Raw genomic sequence first — 21,334 nt, 5'->3', positions numbered from 1 at the left:
CGCTTGCACGGGCCTACAAGGTTTTGTAGGCCGGGTAAGGCGAAGCCGCCACCCGGCACAAAGACCGCACAATCGCATTATTTCCCTTCCATCACCGCCTTTTGCGCCACCACCGCCGCTTTCTGCTGCATTCGGTTTTGCATCTGGTCGATGATCACCGCCACGATAATCACGATCCCTTTGATCACCATCTGCCAGAACTCGCTGACCCCCATCATCACCAGGCCGTCGGCGAGGAAGCCGATCACGAAGGCGCCAATCAGGGTGCCGAGAATGGTGCCGCGGCCCCCGGCCAGCGAGGTGCCGCCCAGGACCACCGCGGCGATGGCGTTCATCTCAAACGCGGTGCCGTTGGCCGGATGGCTCGCCAGCAGCTGCGCGGAGACCACAATCCCGGCGATGGCGGCGCAGAACCCCGACAGGGTATAGACCAGCACTTTTACCTGCTTGACCTGCACCCCGGAGAGTTCTGCCGCGCGTTCGTTATCGCCGATGGCGTAGACGTGGCGGCCAAACGGCAGGCGGCGGGCGATGTAGGCGATCACCAGCGCCAGCACGATCATCATCCAGATGGCCCACGGAATGCCGAGCAGCGTCCCCGCGCCGATCTCATCGAAGCCGGTATTCCCCAGCTGCGGATTGCCGGACAGCCCCGGGAAGGTCTGGCCGTCGGAGGTGAGCATCGCCGCGCCGCGCAGCACGTACATGGTGCCGAGGGTGCAGATAAAGGGCGCGACGTTATAGCGGGTGATGATCCAGCCATTCATCGCGCCTATGAGTGCGCCAATCAGCAGCACGATGGGCACAATCACCCACACGCTCGGGAAGATGGCGATGCCAAACATCGGCAGCACAATCCCTTTGGTGATCATCCACCCGGCGATCATCCCGCACAGCCCCAGCGTGGCGCCGATTGACAGGTCGATCCCGGCCGTGATGATCACAAAGGTGATCCCCAGCGCCAGAAACGCGTTGATGGCGATATGCTTAATCATGATCACCAGACTACCGGCGGAGAGAAAGCCCGGCACGGTCATAGTGAAAAAGCCGACAATCAGAAACAGCGCAATAAAGGTGCGCATCTTCAGCAGCAGCAGAAGTAATTTTTCCCGGGAAGGCGCGGCCCCTTTTTGCGGCGTCAGCGCGACAGACTGTGTCGTTTTCATCTTAGAACCCCTGAGCACTTGCGGTGACCAGGGCCGATTCGTCGGCCCGATCGCGAACAATATCGGCGGTCAGTTTGCCGCCGGACATCACCAGAATGCGGTCCGATACCGCCATAATCTCTTTCAAATCCGAGGTGGAAAACACCACCGCGATGCCCTCCTGCGACAGCTGCACCATCATGCGGAACACGTCCGCTTTGGCCCCCACGTCAATGCCGCGCGTCGGCTCATCGAGGAACAGCACCTTCGGGTTGGTCAGCAGCGAGCGGCCAATCACCACCTTTTGCTGATTGCCGCCGCTGAGCGCCTGGATCTCCACCTCCGGGGTGGAGACCTTGATCGACAGATTGCCGATGGTGCTGGCCACCACCGCCTGCTCCGCTTTCTGCGCGATGGTGAAACCGCGCTGCAAACGGCGCCACAGGCTGGCGATGGTCAGGTTGCTGGCCACCGACGACCCGGGGAAAATCCCGGCGCGTTTGCGGTCTTCCGGGACCAGGCTCATTCCCATGCGGATGCGCTCGGCGGTGGTGAGCCGCTGCGGCACCGGTTTGCTGTCGAGCCACAGCTTGCCCAGATAGTTGCGCTCGGTGCCGAGCATGCACTCGAACAGCTCGGTGCGCCCGGCACCCATCAGGCCGTAGATGCCGACGATCTCCCCGGCGTTCACCTGGAAGCTGACGTCGTTAACCACCGTATTCCCGGCACTGTTGACGCAGGTGATATGTTCCGCCTCCAGCACCGGCGCGCCGAAGGTGCGGCCCGGCTCGAGGAAGTTGCTCACCGGATCGCTGCCGAGCATCTCGCGCACGATCCAGGGCACGTCGATATCCTGCACCTTCGCCTCGGCCTGGAATTTGCCGTCGCGCAGGATGGTGATCACATCGCCTATCGCCATCAGCTCTTCCAGCCGGTGGGAGATATAGATGATGGTAACTCCCTGACGGGTCAGGTCGCGGATCACCCGAAACAGGATCTCCACCTCGGTTTTACTCAGCGCCGAGGTGGGCTCGTCGAGGATCAGGATGTCGGCGTCCTCGGCCAGCGCCTTGGCGATCTCAATCAGCTGCTGCTGCCCGACCTTCAGGTTGCCGACCAGCTCCCGTGGGGAGATGGGCTGATCGAGGCGTTTCAGCAGCGCCGCGGTGCGCGACTCCTGCTCCGCCTCGTTAATCGGCGTCACCCCTTTTTGCAGCTCGCGGCCAAGAAAGACGTTCTCCGCCACATTGAGGTTTTCAAACAGGTTCAGCTCCTGGTGCACCATACCGATGCCGTGGGCGGCGGCATCGCGGGTATTAGCGAACGCCACCTGCTTGCCGTTGAGCCACATCTCGCCGAGGCTGGGCTGCTGCACCCCGGCAAGGATTTTCATCAGCGTCGACTTCCCGGCGCCGTTCTCACCGATAATGACGTTCACTTTGCCGCGCCAGACGCGGTAATCGATTTTATCCAGCGCCACGGTACCGGGGAACAGCATCGAGATGCCGTGGGTGCTGAGGATTATGTCCTCTACCGGGTTATCGCTCATCACGGCGTCTCCTGTTTCAGTTCCAGCGCTGCCGCCTCATTCGCTTTGCCGCCCGTCAGGGTGGTGGCGAACAGCACGGTGGCATTTTTGCCGCTCCAGCTGTCATCGACCTTCGGCAGATGCTTCACCGCCTCGCGGTTTAACGCCCGGGAGAGCTGCGCATACTGGACCTGGTTGGTAAATTCATCGAAGCGGAAACCCGCCGCGTCGCGGATGGCGTTGCCGCGCATCACCGGCCCGGTCTGGATCGCCAGCGGCTGGCCGTTTACCGTCATCACCAGTTTCTGCTCGTTGGCATTGCTGGCCTCCACGCGCTCCACTTTGCCGCTGAGGCGCACGAAGACGCTCTGTGCTTTATCAGAGGGCGTTTTCAGCTGGGTGGAAAGCGCGCTGGCGTCCAGCGCATGGCTTTTGGCGGCATCGAGGATCCGTGGCTGCCAGGTTTGTTGCGCGATCTGCTGTGGGGTCTGGTTGTCAAAGCTCGCTTTGGCGTTGGGATCGGCAGGCATGATGGGCTTGCCGTTCTCATCCAGATCCACCACGGTGCAGGCCGTCAGCAACAGGGCGGCAGCGCCTGTCAGCGCGGCGCCCCATTGTTTTAACCGCATACTGCCTCCGCTTATTTGCTGAGGTTGAACACATTCAGCTTGCTGGCGTTGGACTCGTCGATCAGCACGCAGTCCATCAGCTGTTTCTCGTCTTTTTGCGCTTTGCCGTTTTTCAGGTAGTAATCCGCCTGCTCAACGGCCATCTGCGCCTGCTCCCAGCCCGGCTGCAGGACCGTGGCTTTGATGTTGCCCTTTTTCAGGATCGAGTCGCGGGTGTAGTCGCTGCCGTCAAAGCCGACCACAATCACGTTGTTTTTCCCGGCGGCCTTCAGCGCCGCTTCGGCACCCAGCGCCATGGTGTCGTTGCCGGAGATCACGCCGACGATATCCGGGTTGGTCTGCAGGATGGCTTCCATACGGGTGAAGGCTTCGGTCTGGCTCCAGTTGGCGGTCTGCTGCGCCACCATTTTCATGTCCGGGTAATCATCCAGCACGTCGTGGTAGCCCTGGGAACGCACGTGGGCGTTGGTGTCCGATGGACGGCCCAGCAGCTCAACGTATTTGCCTTTGCCGTCCAGCAGCTTCGCGAACTTCTCCGCGCCGAGCTGCGCCCCCTGATAGTTGTTCGAGACAATCTGCGCCACCGCCACGCCGGTTTTGTTGATTTCACGATCGATCAGGAAAGCAGGGACGCCTGCCGCTTTGGCCTTCTCCAGCGGACCGACGGTGGCATCTGCCCCGGCGTTATCCAGAATGATCGCTTTCGCTTTACGGGCGATAGCGGTCTCAATCAGCTGGTTTTGTTTGTTCACGTCATCGTCATGCGAGGCGACAAGGGTGGTGTAACCCAGCTCTTTTGCCTTCGCCGCCGCGCCGTCGGCTTCAGCCTTGAAGAACGGGTTGTCGTGTGAGGGGGTAATAATCGCAATGAGTCCGTTATCGGCGGCAAACAGGGAGCCGGAAGCGGCGATCATTGAGGCCAGTAAAGCGGATTTTACAAAGGTCGTGTTCATTCTTTTTCTCCACATTGAATATTTATTCAATAATGATTTATTATTCAATGTAACGATAAGTCTGCCTGATAAAACTGTCTACGGTTTAGGCAGCTAATTTGTTTAAAAGGAGAAAAGGATCACGATCCTGAGCCGTCAGGCATCACAGATCAGGGTGAGGACCTGGGTGTCGATATGGCACCAGTGAAGGGTAAATGCCTGATTTTGTGCGAAGGGCGGGAGAGGGCAGGTGAGGGTTAAGGTCAGAGTGTGGGCCGCAAGCGACGTGACGCGCGCGCTGTCGAAGCCCATCCATGCCTGCACCCGGGGAAAGAGGGCTTTGAACAGGCTCTCTTTAGCGCTGAAGGCAAGGGTGAAGGCGAGATCGAAAGGGAAGCCGCACTCAGCCAGTAGCTGAGCTTCGCGCATATCAATCACGCCATCCTGAATTTCACGGGCTTCATGTTCATCGATAATCGCTTCACAATCGATACCCACAATCCCATTTTTGCTGCATATCGCCACCGCCTGCGTGCCGCTGTGGGAGATGCTACCTGCAATGCCTGCCGGCCACTGTGGTTCGCCGCTGCTGCCGATACCGGGGATGGTTTTGCGGTTCAGGGCATGAAACGCGGCGATACGTCCGGCGAGGTGATCGGCTTTGCGCTTGCGCCCGGCCTGGCTTAACTGCTGATGATGTGGAAGCCACAGGAGATCCGCATCGGTAAAGGTCGCGGGATCGAAGGTGATGCGGTGAACGGTATGCCCGGCCAGAAGAAACGTGGAGTAAGTGGTGTACATCTGTTTCTCACCGCTAAAAAAGGGACTCCATGGTAGCACACGCGTTCCGACTGTTCCCTCTCCCTTGGCGCAACATTGCCGGGGGGCGGCTACGCCTTACCCGGCCTACCAGACTGACAAAAGACAAACCATGGGTGCACCCGCACCAGACGGTTCCCTCTCCCTTGAGGGAGAGGGTTAGGGTGAGGGGAGGCAGGCCGCACTGGCGCAACATTGCCGGGTGGCGGCTACGCCTTACCCGGCCTACCAGACTGAAAAAAACAGACCATGGGTGCACACGCACCGGACGGTTCCCTCTCCCTTGAGGGAGAGGGTTAGGGTGAGGGGGAGACATCAGAACTGCGTATTCACACTCATATACCAGGTGCGGCCCGGTTCGTTATAGGTATACGCCCCTGCGCCATACATATAGGCCCCGGTAGCGGTATTCCCGGTAGTCTGGGCATTACCCGCACGCCACTGGCGTTTATCGAAGACGTTATCCACGCCGCCGGTCAGGCTGACGTATTTGGTCACGTCCCAGGTCGCGCTCAGACCAACGATGCTGTAAGGGCTGACTTCGTCCAGCTCAGATCCGGTCGCCGGCTGGCCTTTGTAGTTGTACTTCTTCGGCTGCTGCTTGCCGTACCAGGTGAAGGTCGACTGCAGGGAGACATCCTGCTGTACCTGCCAGCTCAGGGTTGAGTTCAGCGTGTACTCCGGGATGATCGACAGACGGTCGCCGGTCTCCTTGTTCTTACTTTGCAGCATGTAGGTGATGTTGTTGGTCCAGTTGATGGTATCGCTGACCGGCACGTTCAGGGTGCCTTCCAGCCCTTCCACTACCGCTTTCGGCACGTTTTCCCACTGGTAGATATCGGTTTTGGTCTTGCCGAGTGAGGTCTGACCCACCGGGGCATAGCCCGCTTCAATCTTGTCGCGATAATCGTTGCGGAACCAGGTCACACCCGCCAGCCAGCCGTCGCGTTTCCACTCCAGGCCGATCTCTTTGTTGATGCTGGTTTCCGCTTTCAGATCCTCGTTACCCAGCATATAGCAGCCGACGCCGTCCGCACTCGCGTAGCAACCCTGGCCCTTGCTGTAGAGCAGGTAGTTCGGGTTGGTCTGGTACAGACTCGGGGCTTTATAGGCCCGGGCAATCCCCATCTTCAGGGTGAAGTCATCCCCCAGACCCTGGGACAGGTTCAGGGACGGGCTCCAGTTGTTGCCCACGATGGAGTGATGATCGAAACGCAGCGCCGGGGTCAGCATGGTGCTGTCGGTCAGCTCCATGTTGTTCTCCGCGAACAGGGAGAAGATTTCGGCATCGGAGTACGGGCTGCGGCTGTCGCTCACGCCCGGAATGGTGCCGCCCTGCAGGGCCTGTCCGTTGGAGGACATATCCTTCATCCGCTGCTGATCCCACTCGGTGCCCAGGGTCAGGTTCTGGTTGACGATAAAGTCGATCGGCAGGCTGATTTCGCTGTGCAGCATCACGTCGGACAGGTCGGTGTCGGTGAACTTATTGCTGTTGAACAGCCCTTCAAGGCCGCCCGCCAGCCCTTCGCCCAGACGGGAGTTACGGGTGTGCTCGTACTGCGCCCAGTTGTTGGTGGTGATGCCGTTATCCCAGCCGCCGGTCCAGGTCAGGGCGAAGTTCTGGCGATAGAGACGGTTGGTCTCTTTGCCGTAGTTCTTCTTCACCAGCCCGTTGCTGCTGTTGTCGTTGTTTGTGTTCTGGGTGTCACCCGCGTAGAGGTTGTTCTGGCGGCTATACCCGGCTTCGAACTGCAGGGCCTGCATCGGCGCGAAGTCCCAGCGCAGCACGCCGTTAACGTCTTTATTCTCGACCCCTTCGCGCCCGGCCGGCAGGGTATCGGCGTAGGCGCCGGTACGTTCAGACTGATGACCCTGGTTGATGTCCCAGGCATCGGCCTGAGTTTTGTCCAGGTTGCCGTACAGGCGGAAGCTGAAATCCCCGCCCAGCGGGCCATTAAGGCTAAAGTTGGTGCGTTTGGTGGAACCTTCTTCGTTGTGCTCAGGGGCATTCAGATAGGTGTTCCAGGAGCCATGCCACTCGTTGCTGACTTTTTTGGTGATGATGTTCACCACGCCGCCCGCCGCGCCGTTACCGTAACGCGCCGCTGCCGGGCCACGGATCACCTCGATGCGCTCGATCATCTCTGGCGGCACCCAGCCGGTATCTCCGCGGGTGTCACGCTCGCCGCGCCAGCCCAGACGGATAGAGTTACGGCTGGTCACCGGCTTACCGTCGATCAGGATCAGGGTGTTTTCCGGGCCCATGCCGCGGATATCGATCTGGCGGTTGTTGCCGCGCTGGCCGCTGGTGGAGTTACCGGTGAGGTTGACGCCCGGCATGGTGCGGATGATCTCTGACACATCGCGTGCCGCCGGGTTTTTACGGATCTCATCCGCGGTGATGGTAGAGACGCCCGGTGCCTGCAGGTTCTGCTCGGCGGCGGTGATCACCATGGTGTCTTCGTGGCCCGCGGTATCCGCTGCCATCGCAGGCAGTGCCACACCGTAAATCCCCAGATTGACCAGTAAGGCCAGTGAGTGAAGCTTGTTATTCATTGTCTGTCCTGCTTTTCGATGTCGCCTGCCTCATGGCTCCATCCCGAACGGGTGAGGCGGCCAAAGATATCGCCCGCAGTCTGCGAAAACCCCTCAGTCCTGAGTCAGTACGCAGCGCATGGCATGGTTGTTTAATGTGCGCGCTTCCCACAGCGCGCCCATACGCTATTGCAAATGCAAATAGTTATCAATAATATTATCGATATTGTTTATCTTTTATCAAAAAAACCGAACAGGTCATGGGGTTAGAGTGGTGACGACGCGGGAAACGGGAAGTGACGGCTGGTGGCAGTCGAAACAGGGGCCCGAATGGGTGCGGGAAGGGGACCACTATCGGGTCACCTTCTGGTGGCGCGATCCGGATGGAACAGAGCGCACCTCGCCGCTGAAACGGGTGTGGCTTTATATCACCGGCGTGACCGATCATCACCACAATGCCCGCCCGCAGACGCTGGAGCGCATTGCCGGAACCGACGTCTGGCAGTGGCAGGGCGAGTTCAGCCCAAACTGGCGCGGCAGCTACTGTTTTATCCCCTCTGCTCAAGAAGACGATTTCAGCGAGGCGGTGTTTGCCACCGATCCGCCAGACCGCATGGCCCTGCGAGAAGGCTGGCGCACGCTGCTGCCGCGGGCGATCGCCGATCCGCTTAACCCGCAGCACTGGCGCGGCGGGCGCGGCCATCCGGTCTCAGCGCTGGAGATGCCCGAGGCCCCGGTTCAGCCGGGCTGGGATCACCCCAACACCCTTTATGTTTCCCCGCAGTTTATTTCTTGGCAGAGCGCCAGGCTCGGCAACACCCGCCGGGTCTGGATCTTCACTACCGGTGAGGAAACGCCTCACGAACGCCCGCTGGCGGTGCTGCTCGACGGCCAGTTCTGGGCCGAGAGCATGCCGGTCTGGCCCGCGCTGACCGCGCTTACCGATCAGCGCCAGCTGCCGCCCGCTGTCTATGTGCTGATCGACGTGATTGATACCGCCCACCGCAGCCGCGAGCTGCCCTGCAACCCCGACTTCTGGCTGGCGGTGCAGGAGGAGCTTCTGCCGCAGGTGCATGCGCTGGCCCCGTTCAGCGACCGCGCCGATCGCACGGTGGTCGCCGGGCAGAGCTTTGGCGGGCTCTCTGCCCTGTATGCCGGGCTGCACTGGCCGCAGCGTTTTGGCTGCGTGCTCAGCCAGTCGGGATCCTTCTGGTGGCCGCATCGCGGCGGCAAGCAGGACGGCGTGATTATCGAACAACTTAAAAACCAACAGCTGTCGGCCCAGGGACTGCGCATTGTCCTTGAGGCGGGGCGACGGGAACCGCTGATTTACCGCGCCTGTCAGGCGCTGTACGCCGAGCTACAGCACACGCAGCAGCCGGTTATCTGGCGTCCGGTTGACGGCGGACATGATGCACTTTGCTGGCGGGGAGGGCTGACGCAGGGGCTGATGACTCTCTGGCAGCCGCTTATTTGATAATGGAGTCTGGTATGGAATTCAGTAACCCTTTCGACGATCCGCAGGGTCTGTTCGCCATTGTGCAAAACGCGCAACAGCAGTACAGCCTGTGGCCGCAGCAGTGCGCCTTGCCCGACGGCTGGCGCGTGGTGTGCGAGCCGCAGTCGCAGGAAGCCTGTCAGCAGTGGCTTAGCAACCGCTGGCAAACCCTGATCCCGGCCCATTTTGCACAGGTGAACCCATGAGCGCACAACGTCCTCTCGTGGCCGCCCAGCCGGGGATCTGGATGGCGGAACAGCTTTCCGACTTGCCCAATGCCTGGAGCGTGGCCCATTACGTCGAGCTGACCGGCCCGGTTGATGCCCCGCTTCTGGCGAAAGCGGTGGTGGCGGGCATGATGCAGGCCGACACCCTGCGCACCCGGTTTACCGAGGACAACGGCGAGATCTTGCAGTGGGTGGATGACGCCATGACGCTGCCGGAGCCGCAGATCCTGGACCTGCGCGCCCACGCGGATCCGCATGCTGCTGCGCTAGCGCAGATGCAGACCGATCTTAACCAGAACCTGCGCGTCGACAGCGGTCAGCCGCTGGCCTTCCACCTGCTGCTCCAGGTGGCGGACAACCGCTGGTACTGGTATCAGCGCTATCACCATTTAGTGGTGGATGGCTTCAGCTTCCCGGCCATTACCCGCCAGATCGCCGCCATCTATCGCGCCTGGTCCAACGGCGATGCCGTGCCGGAATCGCCATTTACCCCCTTTGCCGAGGTGGTGGAGGAGTATCAGCGCTACCGCGACAGCGAGGCCTGGACCCGTGACGGCGCTTTCTGGGCCGAACAGCGCAAGCAGCTCCCGCCGCCGGTATCGCTCTCCAGCGCGCCGCTGCCGGGTCGCGCCGCGACCACCGACATTTTGCGCCTGAAGCTGACGGCCGATCGTCAGGCGTTTAGCCGTTTAACCACGGCCAGCCAGAGCCAGCGTACCGACCTCGCGCTGGCGCTGGTGGCCCTGTGGCTCGCCCGCCTGACCGGACGCATGAGCTATGCCGCCGGGTTTATCTTTATGCGTCGGATGGGCTCCGCGGCGCTGACCGCCACCGGCCCGGTGCTCAACGTGCTGCCGCTGGCGGTGAACATTAAGGCGCAGGAGACGCTGCCGGAGCTGGCCCAGCGCCTGGCCGGACAGATGAAGAAGATGCGCCGCCATCAGCGCTACGACGCCGAGCAGATCGTCCGCGACAGCGGGCGCGCCGCCAGCGACGAAGCGCTGTTTGGCCCGGTGTTTAACGTTAAGGTCTTTGATTACCAGCTGGATATCGAAGGCGTTCAGGCCGTGACTCATACCCTGGCGACCGGCCCGGTCAACGATCTCGAGATGGCGCTGTTCCCCGACGAGCAGGGCGGCCTGAGCATTGAGATCCTCGCCAACAAGCAGCGTTATGACGAAGCCACGTTGCTGCGCCACGTCGAGCGCCTGCATGCGCTGCTGGCGCAGTTTGCCGCCAATATCGACCTGCGCTGCGGCGAGGCCGAAACGGTATCTGACGCTGAATATCAGCAGCTGGAAAAGATTAACCAGACAGCGGTTCCTCTGCCGCTCACCACCCTGAGCGCGCTGGTGGCGGAGCAGGCGGCGAAAACCCCGGATGCCCCGGCGCTGGCCGATGCGCAATACGATCTGACCTACCGCCAGATGCGCGAGCAGGTAGTGGCCCTGGCGAACCAGCTTCGCGCCCGGGGCGTGAAGCCCGGCGACAGCGTGGCGGTGGCGCTACCGCGTTCGGTATTCCTGACGCTGGCCCTACATGCCATTGTCGAAGCGGGTGCCGCGTGGCTGCCGCTGGACACCGGCTATCCCGACGATCGCCTGCAGATGATGATTGAGGACGCCAGGCCGTCGCTGCTCATTACCACCGACGAACAGCGCCCGCGCTTCAGCCACCTGCCGGTGGCGATGTTTAGTTACAACACACTATTGTGCGCCGAGGGCGGTGAACCGCTCAACCTGAGTGCCCCGCAACAGACCGCCTATATCATCTTTACCTCCGGCTCGACAGGACGGCCAAAAGGGGTGATGGTCGGCCAGACCGCCATCGTCAACCGTCTGCTGTGGATGCAAGACCACTATCCGCTTACCGCTGCGGACGTGGTCGCGCAAAAAACGCCGTGCAGCTTTGACGTCTCGGTATGGGAGTTCTGGTGGCCGTTTATCGCCGGGGCAAAGCTGGTGATGGCCGAGCCGGAGGCGCACCGCGACCCGCTGGCGATGCAGGATTTCTTTGCGCAGTACGGCGTTACTACCACCCACTTTGTGCCGTCGATGCTGGCGGCCTTTGTCGCCTCGCTGACCCCGGAAAACGCTACCTGCTGCGCCAGCCTGAAACAGGTGTTCTGCAGCGGCGAAGCCCTGCCGACCGCCCTGTGCCGGGAGTGGGAGCAGCTCACCCATGCGCCCCTGCATAACCTGTATGGCCCGACCGAAGCGGCAGTGGACGTCAGCTGGTATCCGGCGTATGGCCCGGAGCTGGCGTTGGTTACAGGCAACAGCGTGCCGATCGGCTTCCCGGTGTGGAATACCGGCCTGCGCATTCTGGATGCGATGATGCGCCCGGTGCCGTTCGGCGTGGCGGGGGATCTCTATCTTACCGGCATTCAGCTGGCACAGGGCTACCTGGGCCGCCCGGACCTGACCGCCAGCCGCTTTATCGCCGACCCGTTCGCGCCGGGCGAACGCATGTACCGCACCGGAGACGTGGCCCGCTGGCTGGATAACGGCGCGGTGGAGTATTTAGGCCGCAGCGACGATCAGCTGAAAATTCGCGGTCAACGCATTGAGCTGGGGGAGATCGACCGGGCGATGCTGGCCCTGCCGGACGTGGCTCAGGCGGTGACCCATGCCTGCGTTATCAACCAGGCGGCAGACACCGGCGGCGATGCCCGTCAGCTGGTGGGCTACGTGGTATCGGAGTCCGGCCTGCCGCTGGATCGCGATGCGCTTTTAAATGCCCTGAAAACCCAGCTGCCGCCGCATATGGTGCCGGTGGTGTTACTGCAACTCAGCGCCCTGCCGCTCAGCGCCAACGGCAAGCTGGATCGTAAGGCGCTGCCGCTGCCAGAATTAACGGTCAAAACCCAGGGCCGCGCCCCGGAAAGCGACGCAGAACAGGCGATTGCCGCGGCGTTTTCTGCGCTTCTGGGCTGCGAGATCAACGACATTGAGGCGGATTTCTTCGCCCTCGGCGGCCACTCGCTGCTGGCGATGCGCCTTGCCGCCAGCCTGAGCCGCCACTTTGCCCGCCAGGTTACGCCTGGCCAGGTAATGGTGGCCTCGACGGTGGGCAAGCTGAGCGCCCTGCTGGCATCCGACATCAGCGACGATCAGGCCCGGCGTCTGGGCTACGAGACGATATTGCCCCTGCGCGAAAGCCACGGCCCGACGCTGTTCTGCTTCCATCCGGCCTCCGGTTTTGCCTGGCAGTTCAGCGTGCTGGCGCGCTACCTCAATCCGCACTGGTCAATCGTGGGCATCCAGTCGCCGCGACCGGGGCCGATGCAGCACTGTGCAACCCTGGATGAGGTCATCGACCAGCATCTGGCGACGCTCTTAGCTCAGCAACCGCACGGGCCTTATCATCTGTTCGGCTATTCGCTGGGCGGCACGCTGGCGCAGGGCATCGCCGCCCGCCTGCGGGCGCAGGGCGAAGAGGTCGCCTTCCTCGGCCTGCTGGATACCTGGCCGCCGGAGACGCAAAACTGGCGTGAAAAAGAGGCTAACGGCCTCGACCCTGAGGTGTTAGCCGAGATCGCGCGCGAGCGTCAGGCGTTCCTCGCCGCTCAGCAGGGGCAGGCATCCGGGGAGCTGTTCAGCGCCATCGAGGGCAACTACGCCGATGCGGTGCGTCTGCTGACCACCGCGCACAGTGCGAAATTTGATGGCAAAGCAACGCTTTTTGTCGCCGAGCGCACGCGAACGATGGATCCGCACCAGGCCTGGGCAAGCTGGGTAGGGGAGCTGGAGGTCTATTCGCAGGACTGCGCCCACGTGGACATCATCTCCCCGCAGACGTTTGAGACGATAGGACCGATGTTGAAGGGGATATTGGGGTAGTAAAAACGCCCGGCGGCGCTACGCTTGCCGGGCCTACGGGATTACGCGGGTCTGTTTATAATTTGAATAACGCTGCGTTATCTTTCTTTGTATAGAGTTCTGTCCGAAGCTGATTTAATAAATCGCTAAGGCTATCCAGTAAAAACAATGAAAAGCCTTCTCTCCCCAGACTGGTTTCATAAACAGCCGATGGAATAAAGCGCTTCATTTCATTATTAAACTGGCCTTCGGCAACGATCGCAGGCAGTGATTCAATTCTGGCCTGAATCAATTGCGCAAAGTTCTCGATCCTATAATCCTTGAGTTTTTGACTCACCAGTCCGACGTTCATTTTTGCACCTTGTTGTTTTAACCAGAGCAAATCCCACATATCACGATATCGGATCCGACGGGTGGTTGCAGGTAGCGAGACCAGTTTATCCGCCATGATCTCGTCGAGTGACTGAACTCTGATCAGGGTATCGCTATAGCCGTCTGGTAACACGGTATAATTGCGCACGAGCTGTCGGTAAGAATGGGTATAAGCAGGGATATTCGCGATTTCAATTTTAATACGCTGTCTGGGAAGGTCTTTGCGCTCCGGCGCGGTTGTCACTGAAATTTGCCATTTATCGACTTTAATTTCTGCGTATTCCGGTTCGGCACGCAATTCATCGGGTTCTTTGACGCTAACTTCCAGCCCGTATCGTTCCCCAAGATACTTTTCAATGCAGTTTTTCATTTGAGCTAGATCAGTGGCGCAAAAATCAGCGCCACCCGCAAAATCGAGATCTTCACTGAACCGGTTAGCGTCATAGCAGAGGCGTAAAGATGTACCGCCCTGAAAGGTTAATGATTTGAGTAGACCTGCCTCGGAAAGACAAAAAAGCACGTCATAATGCAGCAGCTCCTTTTCGACAACCGGTCGTAAATTTGCCAGCTCTGTCTGTCGAAGGGCCTCCTCAACCAGTACCTTAAACTCTACCCGTTTAGACATGATCCACCTCCTGTGTATCAATTAAATGTGTATTGCGTCCAACCCGACGCAGATCGCGCAACGCAGTCTCTTTTTTGGCGAATTTAAGCGGGGCTGTCGTCTCTACCGTACTGTTCAGAATATCGCTGATCGAGCGGTTAGTGTGCGTTAACTCGATAACGCCCCAGGGCGTTTTAAATTCTCCCGCTCTTCCAGTAGTCATTACCGTCAGCCTGTCCATCGGGATTTGAGAAATTACGCCATACTGCGAGAGTGCCGATTCCAGGCTGACATAGTTGTATTCGCCCCGGCGCAAGGTTCGGGTGATATGTTCCAGGATAAAACTGTCCTTTGACGCACGGTTGTAAACATAGATCCCCTGGGCCGCGCGGGTCAGGATGTTTGCTGAGACAAGACGTTTAAGGGAGGCTTTCAGGGTGCGCTCTGACTCCTCAGAAAACAGGTATTTCAGATCGTTTAAATGAAAAACATATCGTCCGTGCTGGCTGAAGCGATCCAGGGTATTAATGGCAGTCAGTTTATCCACAGTCCTGTCTCTACAAAAAAGCTATCTTAACGTGTTTATCGTGTACAGATAACGAGTTTAGCATAGCTATATAGACAGAAAAGACACCGTCAAGTGTCTTTTCTGTAGAGATAAAGTTTGTCTTATCGTCGTCCCAGCGGCACCACCAGCGGGGTACCCGCCACCGGATCGTCAATAATCATGCAGCGCATCCCGTAGATCCGTTCGATCAGCTCCGGGGTGACAATCTCCTTCGGCGCACCCTCGGCCACAATCTTACCGTCGCGCAGGGCAATCAAATGGGTGGCATAGCGGCAGGCCTGATTGAGGTCGTGCAGCACCGCCGCCAGGGTAAAGCCCTGGGTGCGGTTCAGATCGCTTAACAGCTCCAGCAGGTCGATCTGATGGCTGATATCCAGCCAGGTGGTCGGCTCGTCCAGCAGCATGATCGACGTCTCCTGGGCCAGCACCATCGCAATCCATGCCCGCTGGCGCTGCCCGCCGGAGAGGGTATCCACGCTCTGCGCCGCCAGGTCGGTAATACCGGTAGCTTGCATCGCTTTGGTGACCGCCACTTCATCCTCTTTACGCCAGCGGGTAAACAGCGGCTGGTGCGGATAGCGCCCGCGCGCCACCAGCTCCTGCACCGTGATATCCCCCGGCGTAGTGGCGTTTTGCGCCAGCAGTCCAATCCGGCGCGCCACCTCTTTACTGGCATAGCGCTGGATCTGCTCGCCGTCGAGGAAAACGTTGCCGTGCAGCGGCGTCATCAGGCGGCTCAGGGTGCGCAGCAGGGTCGATTTCCCGCAGCCGTTAGGGCCGATAATGGCGGTGAAGTGGCCGTCGGGGATCGCCACATGCAGATCCTCGGCCACGGTTTTTTTGCCGTAGCCGAGGGTCAGATTTTCGCCGCGCAAGCGGGTTAGATTGGCACTCATTTCTTGCGGGACTCCTGAACAAGCAAGACGATGAGGTAGATACCGCCAAGACTGACGGTCACGACGCCCACCGGAAGTTGATATGGCATAAACAGCTGCTGGGCGCAGAGATCCGCGGCCAGCAGCAGCAGCGATCCGCACAGCGCCGACTGGGTTAACCCCCAGCGGGCGGTGCCGCTCAGACGGCGGGCGATGTGCGGCGCCACCAGCGCAATAAAGGAGATCGGCCCGGCAATGGCGGTCGCCGCGGCGGTTAACACCACCGCCACCAGCATCAGCATCAGCCGTGAACGCTCGACGCTGACGCCCAGCGCGCAGGCGCTGTCGTCACCCATCTCCAGCAGACGCATCCGTTTTACCAGCAGCAACGCGCAGACAAACATCAGCAGGATCAGCGGGGCGGCGGGCAGGGTTTTGGCCCACGTCAGGCCGTTGAGCGACCCGGCGAACCACAGCCCGGCAGAGAGCGAGGTCTCCAGCGAGGCCTGCAGCAGCAGCCAGGTATTAAAGGCCATCAGCATGGCGCGCATGCCGATGCCAATGATGATCAGGCGGAAAGTTTCAATGCCGTCACGCCAGGCCAGCGCCCAGACGATCAGCGAGGTGAGGATCCCGCCCGCCATGGCCGCCAGGGTAATAGCCGTCAGGTGCTGACCAAACAGCACCATCGCCACCAGCACGCCACTCCAGGCCCCGGTGTTAAAGCCCATTACGTCCGGGCTGCCGAGGGGGTTGCGCATCAGCGACTGGAAAATCGCGCCGCTGATCCCGAGCGCCGCGCCAACCAGCAGGGCCATCATCACGCGCGGTAAACGCCATTCGGTGACCACCAGGGTGATATTGCGCGGCGCGCTGCCGGTCAGGGCATTAAAGACCTGAGCAAAATCCAGCGTCACCGCTCCGCTGCGCAGGCTAAACAGGGCCACGCCGAGGCTGACCAGCATCAGCACCAGGCAGCTGATAATTAAACGACGGGAGGGAGCCATCACAGGGCACCTCCGCGTCTGCGGCGCACCAGGAAAATCAGCACCGGCGCGCCAATAAAGGCGCTGACCACCGACACCCGCAGCTCGCCGGGCACCAGCAGACGCCCGAGGATATCGGCAAACAGCAGCAGGGCAGGGGTGGCAAGCAGCGTCACCGGCAGGGACCAGCGGTGATCGGCCCCCACCAGCCAGCGCGCCATGTGCGGCATCATCAGGCCGATAAAGGCGATGGGGCCCACCACCGCCGTGGCGCTGCCGCACAGGACGGTGATGGTCAGTAATCCGGTCAGTTGGGTGCGCGCCACCCGGCTACCGAGGGCGGTAGCGGTGTCGCTGCCGAGGCTCAGGCTGTTGAGCGCCCGGCTTAACAGCAGCGCCACGGCAGCGGCGATCAGCACCGGCACGCTCACCACCTGCAAGGTTTGCAGGGTGCGGATATCCAGCGAGCCCGCCTGCCAGAAGCGCAGCTGGTCGTAAACGTCCGGGTTGAGCAGGGCGATGCCGTTGGAGAGGCCATCCAGCACCGCGCCCAGCGCCACGCCCGCAAGCGTCAGGCGCACCGGGCTGAGCTGGCCCCCGCCCTGGCTGCCGGTAAAAGCCACCAGCAGCGAGGCGGCGAAAGCGCCGCACAGGGCCATCACCAGCTGTTCGCCGGGGGAGGAGAAGCCAAACAGCGCCGCGCCCAGCACGATGGCGAAGCTGGCCCCGGCGTTTACGCCAAGGATGCCCGGGTCGGCCAGCGGATTGCGGGTCAGGGTTTGCATCAGCGCCCCGGCAAGGCCGAGGGCGGCACCGGCCAGCAGTCCGGCGAGGGTGCGCGGAAGGCGGGCATCCCGCACGATGGTGCAGTCGGCGCTTTGACAGGTGGCGGTGAGGGCATCGACCACCACGGAAAACGGCAGCGGCTTCGCACCCACCGACAGGCTGAGGGCGATAGCAAACGTGAGCAGTAACAGTAAACCGGGCACGGCAAGGGCGCGTGACGCGGAAGAGGAGTACGACATAGCAACGTCCATTACTTGATAATGATAGTAATTATCGTTATCTATCTTATTTAGCTATGTTAGCATGTGCGGCCATGGAATTGGTACAAAAGAAACCATTAAGGCTTTGTAATGACCCGACAATCCTGGCTGCTCAATCTGAGCCTGCTGAAGACGCATCCTGCGTTTCGTGCTGTTTTTATTGCCCGTTTTATCTCCATTTTATCCCTTGGCCTGCTCGGCGTGGCCGTACCGGTCCAAATCCAGGCGATGACCCACTCCAGCTGGCTGGTAGGGCTCTCCGTCACCCTGACCGGCGGGGCGATGTTTATCGGCCTGATGGTCGGCGGGGTACTGGCGGATCGCTACGAGCGTAAAAAGCTGATTTTGCTGGCGCGCGGTACCTGCGGGGTGGGCTTTGTCGGGTTATGCCTGAATGCGCTGCTGCCGGAGCCGTCGTTAATCGCCATCTATGCCCTCGGCCTGTGGGACGGATTTTTTGCCTCGCTCGGGGTGACGGCGCTGCTGGCCGCCACGCCAGCGCTGGTGGGGCGCGAAAATCTGATGCAGGCGGGGGCGATCACCATGCTGACCGTGCGTCTGGGGTCGGTGATCTCGCCGATGGTCGGCGGCCTGCTGCTCGGCACCGGGAATGTCGCCTGGAACTACGGCCTGGCGGCGGCGGGCACCTTTATTACCACCTTAACCCTGCTGCGTCTGCCGCTGTTGCCGCCTCCGCCGCAGCCGCGTGAACATCCGCTGAGATCCCTGATGGCGGCGATCCGCTTTCTGTTCAGCAACCCGCTGATAGGCGGTATCGCCCTGCTGGGTGGTTTACTAACGATGGCCAGCGCGGTGCGGGTGCTCTATCCGGCGCTGGCGATGGAGTGGCAGATGAGCGTGTCGCAGATTGGCCTGCTATATGCCGCCATCCCGCTGGGTGCGGCTTTTGGCGCACTCACCAGCGGCAATCTGGCGCAGAGCGCCCGCCCGGGGCTGATTATGCTGCTGGCGACCCTGGCCTCGTTTATTGCGATTGGTTTCTTCAGCCTGATGCCGGTCTGGGCGCTGGGCGTGATTTGCCTGGCGCTGTTCGGCTGGCTGAGCGCGGTCAGTTCCCTGCTGCAATACACCCTGATCCAGACCCAGACCCCGGAAGCGATGCTCGGGCGCATCAATGGCCTGTGGACGGCGCAGAACGTGACGGGTGATGCCATTGGGGCCGCCCTTCTCGGCGGGCTGGGAGTGATAATGACCCCGGTGGCCTCAGCCAGCAGCAGCGGCTTTGTGCTGGCGATGGTGGGGGCAATACTGCTGGTGGCCCTGGCGGAGTTGCGCCGGTTCCGGCAGGAAATCGTTTTAAACGACAGTGCGGCCTGATCCCCTCACCCCGGCCCTCTCCCGAAGGGAGAGGGAGAAAATCGTAGGCCCGGTAAGCGCAGCGCCACCGGGCATCCGGCCGCACAATTATTTAAATAATTCCTCTAAACGCTCCAGCACCCGCATCGCGCTGAAATAATCCAGACGGAAGGTCTCGGTGCCCAGCGCCCAGACGCGCTTGTTTTGCACCGCCGGGAGATGGGCCAGCAGCGGGTTGGCGTAGATCGCATCCACATCCTTCCGATCCCCGGCAAACAGGAACAGACCTTCGCCGTTCAGTCCGGTCGCCAGGTTTTCCCCCCCCAGCTGCACAATGTCATGGCGCTTGCCCTGGCTTTGCGACGGGTTAAGCCCGGCGGGCAGGGTGGCGAGCGAGAAGCCCAGCTGTTGCAGCAGCTTGCCCTGCGCTGACTCGGTGGTCCACAGGTTGGCGCTGTGGGCCGCGGCGGTGTACACGAGGGCATTCACCGGCTGCGGCGGCAGCTTCAGCTGCTGTTTCACCCGGGTGAGCTGGGTATCAAATTCGGCAATCCGCGCGGCGGCCTGCTTCTCCTGGCCGGTGAGGGTGCCCAGTTGGGTCAGCAGCGCCTGCCAGCTTTTGTCGTCGTAGTTGATCACCAGCGTCGGGGCGATGGCCGACAGCTGATCGTACAGCGCCACGGCAGAATCCCCGCCGGTGGCGCTGACCAGGATCAGGTCCGGCATCTGGGCGGCAACGGCTTCGGCGCTCGGCTCGCCGATGTACAGCCGCGCGAGCTTACGCTGTTTAGCTATTTCGCCCCACTGACGCAAAAAGCCCTGATCGTCCGCCACCCGGTTATTCGGGGTGGTAGCACCGCTGGCGATCACCGGGGCGTCAATCGCCAGCAGCGAGCCGGTGAGGGTCACGCTGGTAGAGACAATCCGCATCGGTTTGCTCTCCAGCGTGTGGGTTCCGTGGCTGTCCGTGACCTGACGCGGCCAGTCGGCGGCGAGGGCTGAGGTTAATCCTGAAAGTAAAAGTCCTATTAAAAGCAGGGTGTTGCGACGAACAGCGGGCAATTTCACTAAGGGGCATCCTGTTTTTGTTGAAGTTAATGCTTCTCATTTTCATGAATGCGCCGCAGGGATGCAAGCGATAGTCGCATAAGATGCGCGCTCGGCGGTTGACACCGTCGCGCTCTGGGATTAGGTTAGCCAGCGAAAATATAAATGATAATAATTCTTACTGCCTTTATCATTTCAGGAGGATGATATGGATACGTCACTGGCTGAGGATGTTCAGCACACCGCGACCCGGCTGCAAAAAGACAGCTTCTTTTTTATGTCGCCTTATCGCAGCTTTACCACTACCGGCTGCTTTGCCCGTTTCTCCACCCCAGCCGTCGGCGGCGACGATCCCGCCAGCGCCTTTCAGCAGCAGCTGGCCCAGGCCTTTACCGACGCAAAAGCCGCCGGGATCGCTAACCCGGTGATGGTGGGGGCGATCCCTTTTGATACCCGCCAGCCGTCGTCGCTGTTCATTCCGCAACAGTGGAAGAGTTTTGCCCGCCCGGCGCGCCAGCAGTCTGCCCGCTATGCCACCCGGACCGCACCGCTGACGGTCACCTCCCGCACCGAGATCCCGGCCCAGCTAGCCTTCGAAGAGATGGTCGCTCGCGCCGCCGCGCTGACCGCCACCCCGCGGGTTAACAAAGTGGTGCTGTCGCGCCTGATCGACATTGCCACCGCAGAGAACCTCGACAGCGGCGCGCTGCTGGAAAAACTGATTGCCCAGAACCCGGCCAGCTTTAACTTCCACGTTCCGCTGGAGGATGGCGGGGTACTGCTCGGCGCCAGCCCGGAGCTGCTGCTGCGCAAAGAGGGAGCCCACTTCAGCTCCCTGCCGCTGGCCGGCTCTGCCCGTCGCCAGCCGGACGACATGCTCGATCGCGAGGCGGGCAACAAGCTGCTGGCCTCGGCCAAAGATCGCCACGAACACGAGCTGGTCACCCAGGCGATGAAGGCGGTGCTGGCTCCGCGCAGCCATCAGCTGACCATGCCCGACTCACCGCAGCTGGTGACCACCCCGACCCTGTGGCACCTCGCTACCCCGGTGGAAGGCGAAGCGCGTGAAAATGAAAACGCCCTGACCCTGGCCTGCCTGCTGCATCCAACCCCGGCCCTGAGCGGCTTCCCGCACCTGGCGGCGAAAGAGTTGATTGCCGAGCTGGAGCCGTTCGACCGCCAGCTGTTCGGCGGCATCGTCGGCTGGTGCGACAGCGAAGGCAACGGCGAGTGGGTGGTGACCATCCGCTGCGCCCGCCTTCAGGCCAACAGCGTGCGCCTGTTTGCCGGTGCCGGGATTGTGCCTGCCTCCTCCCCGGTGGCCGAGTGGCGCGAAACCGGCGTCAAACTGACCACCATGCTGAACGTTTTTGGCCTGCATTAAG

General features: G+C 61.1%; 17 protein-coding genes. 5 read left to right on the top strand and 12 right to left on the bottom strand.

The window, feature by feature from the left end:
- Positions 1 to 77 precede the first annotated feature (77 nt).
- The 6 genes from V7Q49_RS10040 to V7Q49_RS10015 form a co-directional block, all read right to left on the bottom strand.
- On the bottom strand, positions 78 to 1,166 hold the full coding sequence (locus V7Q49_RS10040; RefSeq protein ID WP_333850790.1) for an ABC transporter permease: 1,089 nt from the start codon (positions 1,164 to 1,166) through the stop codon (positions 78 to 80).
- A gap of 1 nt (position 1,167) precedes the next feature.
- Positions 1,168 to 2,694: a sugar ABC transporter ATP-binding protein gene (locus tag V7Q49_RS10035; protein WP_333850788.1), complete on the bottom strand. Its 1,527-nt coding sequence runs from the start codon at positions 2,692 to 2,694 to the stop codon at positions 1,168 to 1,170.
- Positions 2,694 to 3,302, bottom strand: a complete 609-nt coding sequence (locus V7Q49_RS10030) for a DUF2291 family protein (protein ID WP_333850785.1) — start codon at positions 3,300 to 3,302, stop codon at positions 2,694 to 2,696. Before V7Q49_RS10030 ends, V7Q49_RS10035 begins: the two co-directional genes overlap by 1 nt.
- An 11-nt stretch (positions 3,303 to 3,313) precedes the next feature.
- Positions 3,314 to 4,255 carry a D-ribose ABC transporter substrate-binding protein gene (locus tag V7Q49_RS10025; RefSeq protein ID WP_142488581.1) on the bottom strand — a complete coding sequence of 314 codons (942 nt, stop codon included), beginning with the start codon at positions 4,253 to 4,255 and terminating at the stop codon, positions 3,314 to 3,316.
- Positions 4,256 to 4,390: 135 nt separating this feature from the next.
- On the bottom strand, positions 4,391 to 5,035 hold the full coding sequence (gene entD, locus V7Q49_RS10020; RefSeq protein ID WP_333850782.1) for an enterobactin synthase subunit EntD: 645 nt from the start codon (positions 5,033 to 5,035) through the stop codon (positions 4,391 to 4,393).
- Between the two features lie 333 nt (positions 5,036 to 5,368).
- Positions 5,369 to 7,609: a TonB-dependent siderophore receptor gene (locus tag V7Q49_RS10015; protein ID WP_333850780.1), complete on the bottom strand. Its 2,241-nt coding sequence runs from the start codon at positions 7,607 to 7,609 to the stop codon at positions 5,369 to 5,371.
- A 253-nt stretch (positions 7,610 to 7,862) separates the two neighbouring features.
- Between V7Q49_RS10015 and fes the strand changes: the two genes are divergently transcribed.
- Genes fes through entF form a run of 3 tightly spaced genes read left to right on the top strand, consistent with a single transcriptional unit; the run spans position 7,863 to position 13,155 of the window.
- Positions 7,863 to 9,065, top strand: coding sequence for an enterochelin esterase (fes, locus tag V7Q49_RS10010; RefSeq protein WP_333850778.1), 1,203 nt, complete (start codon positions 7,863 to 7,865; stop codon positions 9,063 to 9,065).
- 14 nt (positions 9,066 to 9,079) lie between these two features.
- Positions 9,080 to 9,292: an MbtH family protein gene (locus V7Q49_RS10005; RefSeq protein ID WP_333850775.1), complete on the top strand. Its 213-nt coding sequence runs from the start codon at positions 9,080 to 9,082 to the stop codon at positions 9,290 to 9,292.
- A complete protein-coding gene (entF, locus tag V7Q49_RS10000) occupies positions 9,289 to 13,155 on the top strand; it encodes an enterobactin non-ribosomal peptide synthetase EntF (protein WP_333850773.1) in 3,867 nt (1,288 codons plus the stop codon). Before V7Q49_RS10005 ends, entF begins: the two co-directional genes overlap by 4 nt.
- Positions 13,156 to 13,210: 55 nt before the next feature.
- Here the strand turns inward: entF and V7Q49_RS09995 are convergent, their stop codons facing one another.
- From V7Q49_RS09995 to fepD, 5 genes are all read right to left on the bottom strand, one after another.
- Positions 13,211 to 14,131, bottom strand: coding sequence for a nucleotidyl transferase AbiEii/AbiGii toxin family protein (locus V7Q49_RS09995; protein WP_333850771.1), 921 nt, complete (start codon positions 14,129 to 14,131; stop codon positions 13,211 to 13,213).
- Positions 14,124 to 14,657, bottom strand: a complete 534-nt coding sequence (gene abiEi / locus V7Q49_RS09990; RefSeq protein ID WP_333850768.1) for a type IV toxin-antitoxin system AbiEi family antitoxin — start codon at positions 14,655 to 14,657, stop codon at positions 14,124 to 14,126. Before abiEi ends, V7Q49_RS09995 begins: the two co-directional genes overlap by 8 nt.
- Before the next feature lie 122 nt (positions 14,658 to 14,779).
- Entirely contained in the window at positions 14,780 to 15,574 is a 795-nt protein-coding gene (gene fepC / locus V7Q49_RS09985; RefSeq protein WP_333850767.1) for an iron-enterobactin ABC transporter ATP-binding protein, read from the bottom strand.
- A complete protein-coding gene (fepG, locus tag V7Q49_RS09980) occupies positions 15,571 to 16,560 on the bottom strand; it encodes an iron-enterobactin ABC transporter permease (RefSeq protein ID WP_333850766.1) in 990 nt (329 codons plus the stop codon). The genes fepC and fepG overlap by 4 nt, the downstream gene beginning before the upstream one ends.
- A complete protein-coding gene (gene fepD, locus V7Q49_RS09975) occupies positions 16,560 to 17,564 on the bottom strand; it encodes a Fe(3+)-siderophore ABC transporter permease (protein WP_333850764.1) in 1,005 nt (334 codons plus the stop codon). Before fepD ends, fepG begins: the two co-directional genes overlap by 1 nt.
- A gap of 111 nt (positions 17,565 to 17,675) precedes the next feature.
- Between fepD and entS the strand changes: the two genes are divergently transcribed.
- Complete coding sequence (gene entS / locus V7Q49_RS09970; RefSeq protein WP_333850762.1) at positions 17,676 to 18,923, top strand: enterobactin transporter EntS; 1,248 nt, start codon at positions 17,676 to 17,678, stop codon at positions 18,921 to 18,923.
- 87 nt (positions 18,924 to 19,010) lie between these two features.
- Here entS and fepB read toward each other — a convergent pair whose 3' ends face one another.
- Entirely contained in the window at positions 19,011 to 19,970 is a 960-nt protein-coding gene (gene fepB / locus V7Q49_RS09965) for a Fe2+-enterobactin ABC transporter substrate-binding protein (RefSeq protein ID WP_333850760.1), read from the bottom strand.
- Between the two features lie 187 nt (positions 19,971 to 20,157).
- Between fepB and entC the strand changes: the two genes are divergently transcribed.
- Positions 20,158 to 21,333 carry an isochorismate synthase EntC gene (entC, locus tag V7Q49_RS09960; protein ID WP_333850758.1) on the top strand — a complete coding sequence of 392 codons (1,176 nt, stop codon included), beginning with the start codon at positions 20,158 to 20,160 and terminating at the stop codon, positions 21,331 to 21,333.
- Position 21,334 lies beyond the last annotated feature (1 nt).

The organism is Leclercia sp. (assembly GCF_036780805.1).
GTDB lineage: Bacteria > Pseudomonadota > Gammaproteobacteria > Enterobacterales > Enterobacteriaceae > Enterobacter.
Note: the sequence above shows the minus strand (reverse complement) of the source record. Positions and strands in the feature narration are given on the sequence as shown.

Excerpts from the sequence above, each read along its gene's own strand:
- V7Q49_RS10040 (WP_333850790.1), bottom strand. The coding sequence starts at position 1,166 with ATGAAAACGACACAGTCTGTCGCGCTGACGCCGCAAAAAGGGGCCGCG.
- V7Q49_RS10035 (WP_333850788.1), bottom strand. The coding sequence starts at position 2,694 with ATGAGCGATAACCCGGTAGAGGACATAATCCTCAGCACCCACGGCATC.
- V7Q49_RS10030 (WP_333850785.1), bottom strand. The coding sequence starts at position 3,302 with ATGCGGTTAAAACAATGGGGCGCCGCGCTGACAGGCGCTGCCGCCCTG.
- V7Q49_RS10025 (WP_142488581.1), bottom strand. The coding sequence starts at position 4,255 with ATGAACACGACCTTTGTAAAATCCGCTTTACTGGCCTCAATGATCGCC.
- entD (WP_333850782.1), bottom strand. The coding sequence starts at position 5,035 with ATGTACACCACTTACTCCACGTTTCTTCTGGCCGGGCATACCGTTCAC.
- V7Q49_RS10015 (WP_333850780.1), bottom strand. The coding sequence starts at position 7,609 with ATGAATAACAAGCTTCACTCACTGGCCTTACTGGTCAATCTGGGGATT.
- V7Q49_RS10005 (WP_333850775.1), top strand. The coding sequence starts at position 9,080 with ATGGAATTCAGTAACCCTTTCGACGATCCGCAGGGTCTGTTCGCCATT.
- entF (WP_333850773.1), top strand. The coding sequence starts at position 9,289 with ATGAGCGCACAACGTCCTCTCGTGGCCGCCCAGCCGGGGATCTGGATG.
- V7Q49_RS09995 (WP_333850771.1), bottom strand. The coding sequence starts at position 14,131 with ATGTCTAAACGGGTAGAGTTTAAGGTACTGGTTGAGGAGGCCCTTCGA.
- fepC (WP_333850767.1), bottom strand. The coding sequence starts at position 15,574 with ATGAGTGCCAATCTAACCCGCTTGCGCGGCGAAAATCTGACCCTCGGC.
- fepG (WP_333850766.1), bottom strand. The coding sequence starts at position 16,560 with ATGGCTCCCTCCCGTCGTTTAATTATCAGCTGCCTGGTGCTGATGCTG.
- fepD (WP_333850764.1), bottom strand. The coding sequence starts at position 17,564 with ATGTCGTACTCCTCTTCCGCGTCACGCGCCCTTGCCGTGCCCGGTTTA.
- entS (WP_333850762.1), top strand. The coding sequence starts at position 17,676 with ATGACCCGACAATCCTGGCTGCTCAATCTGAGCCTGCTGAAGACGCAT.
- entC (WP_333850758.1), top strand. The coding sequence starts at position 20,158 with ATGGATACGTCACTGGCTGAGGATGTTCAGCACACCGCGACCCGGCTG.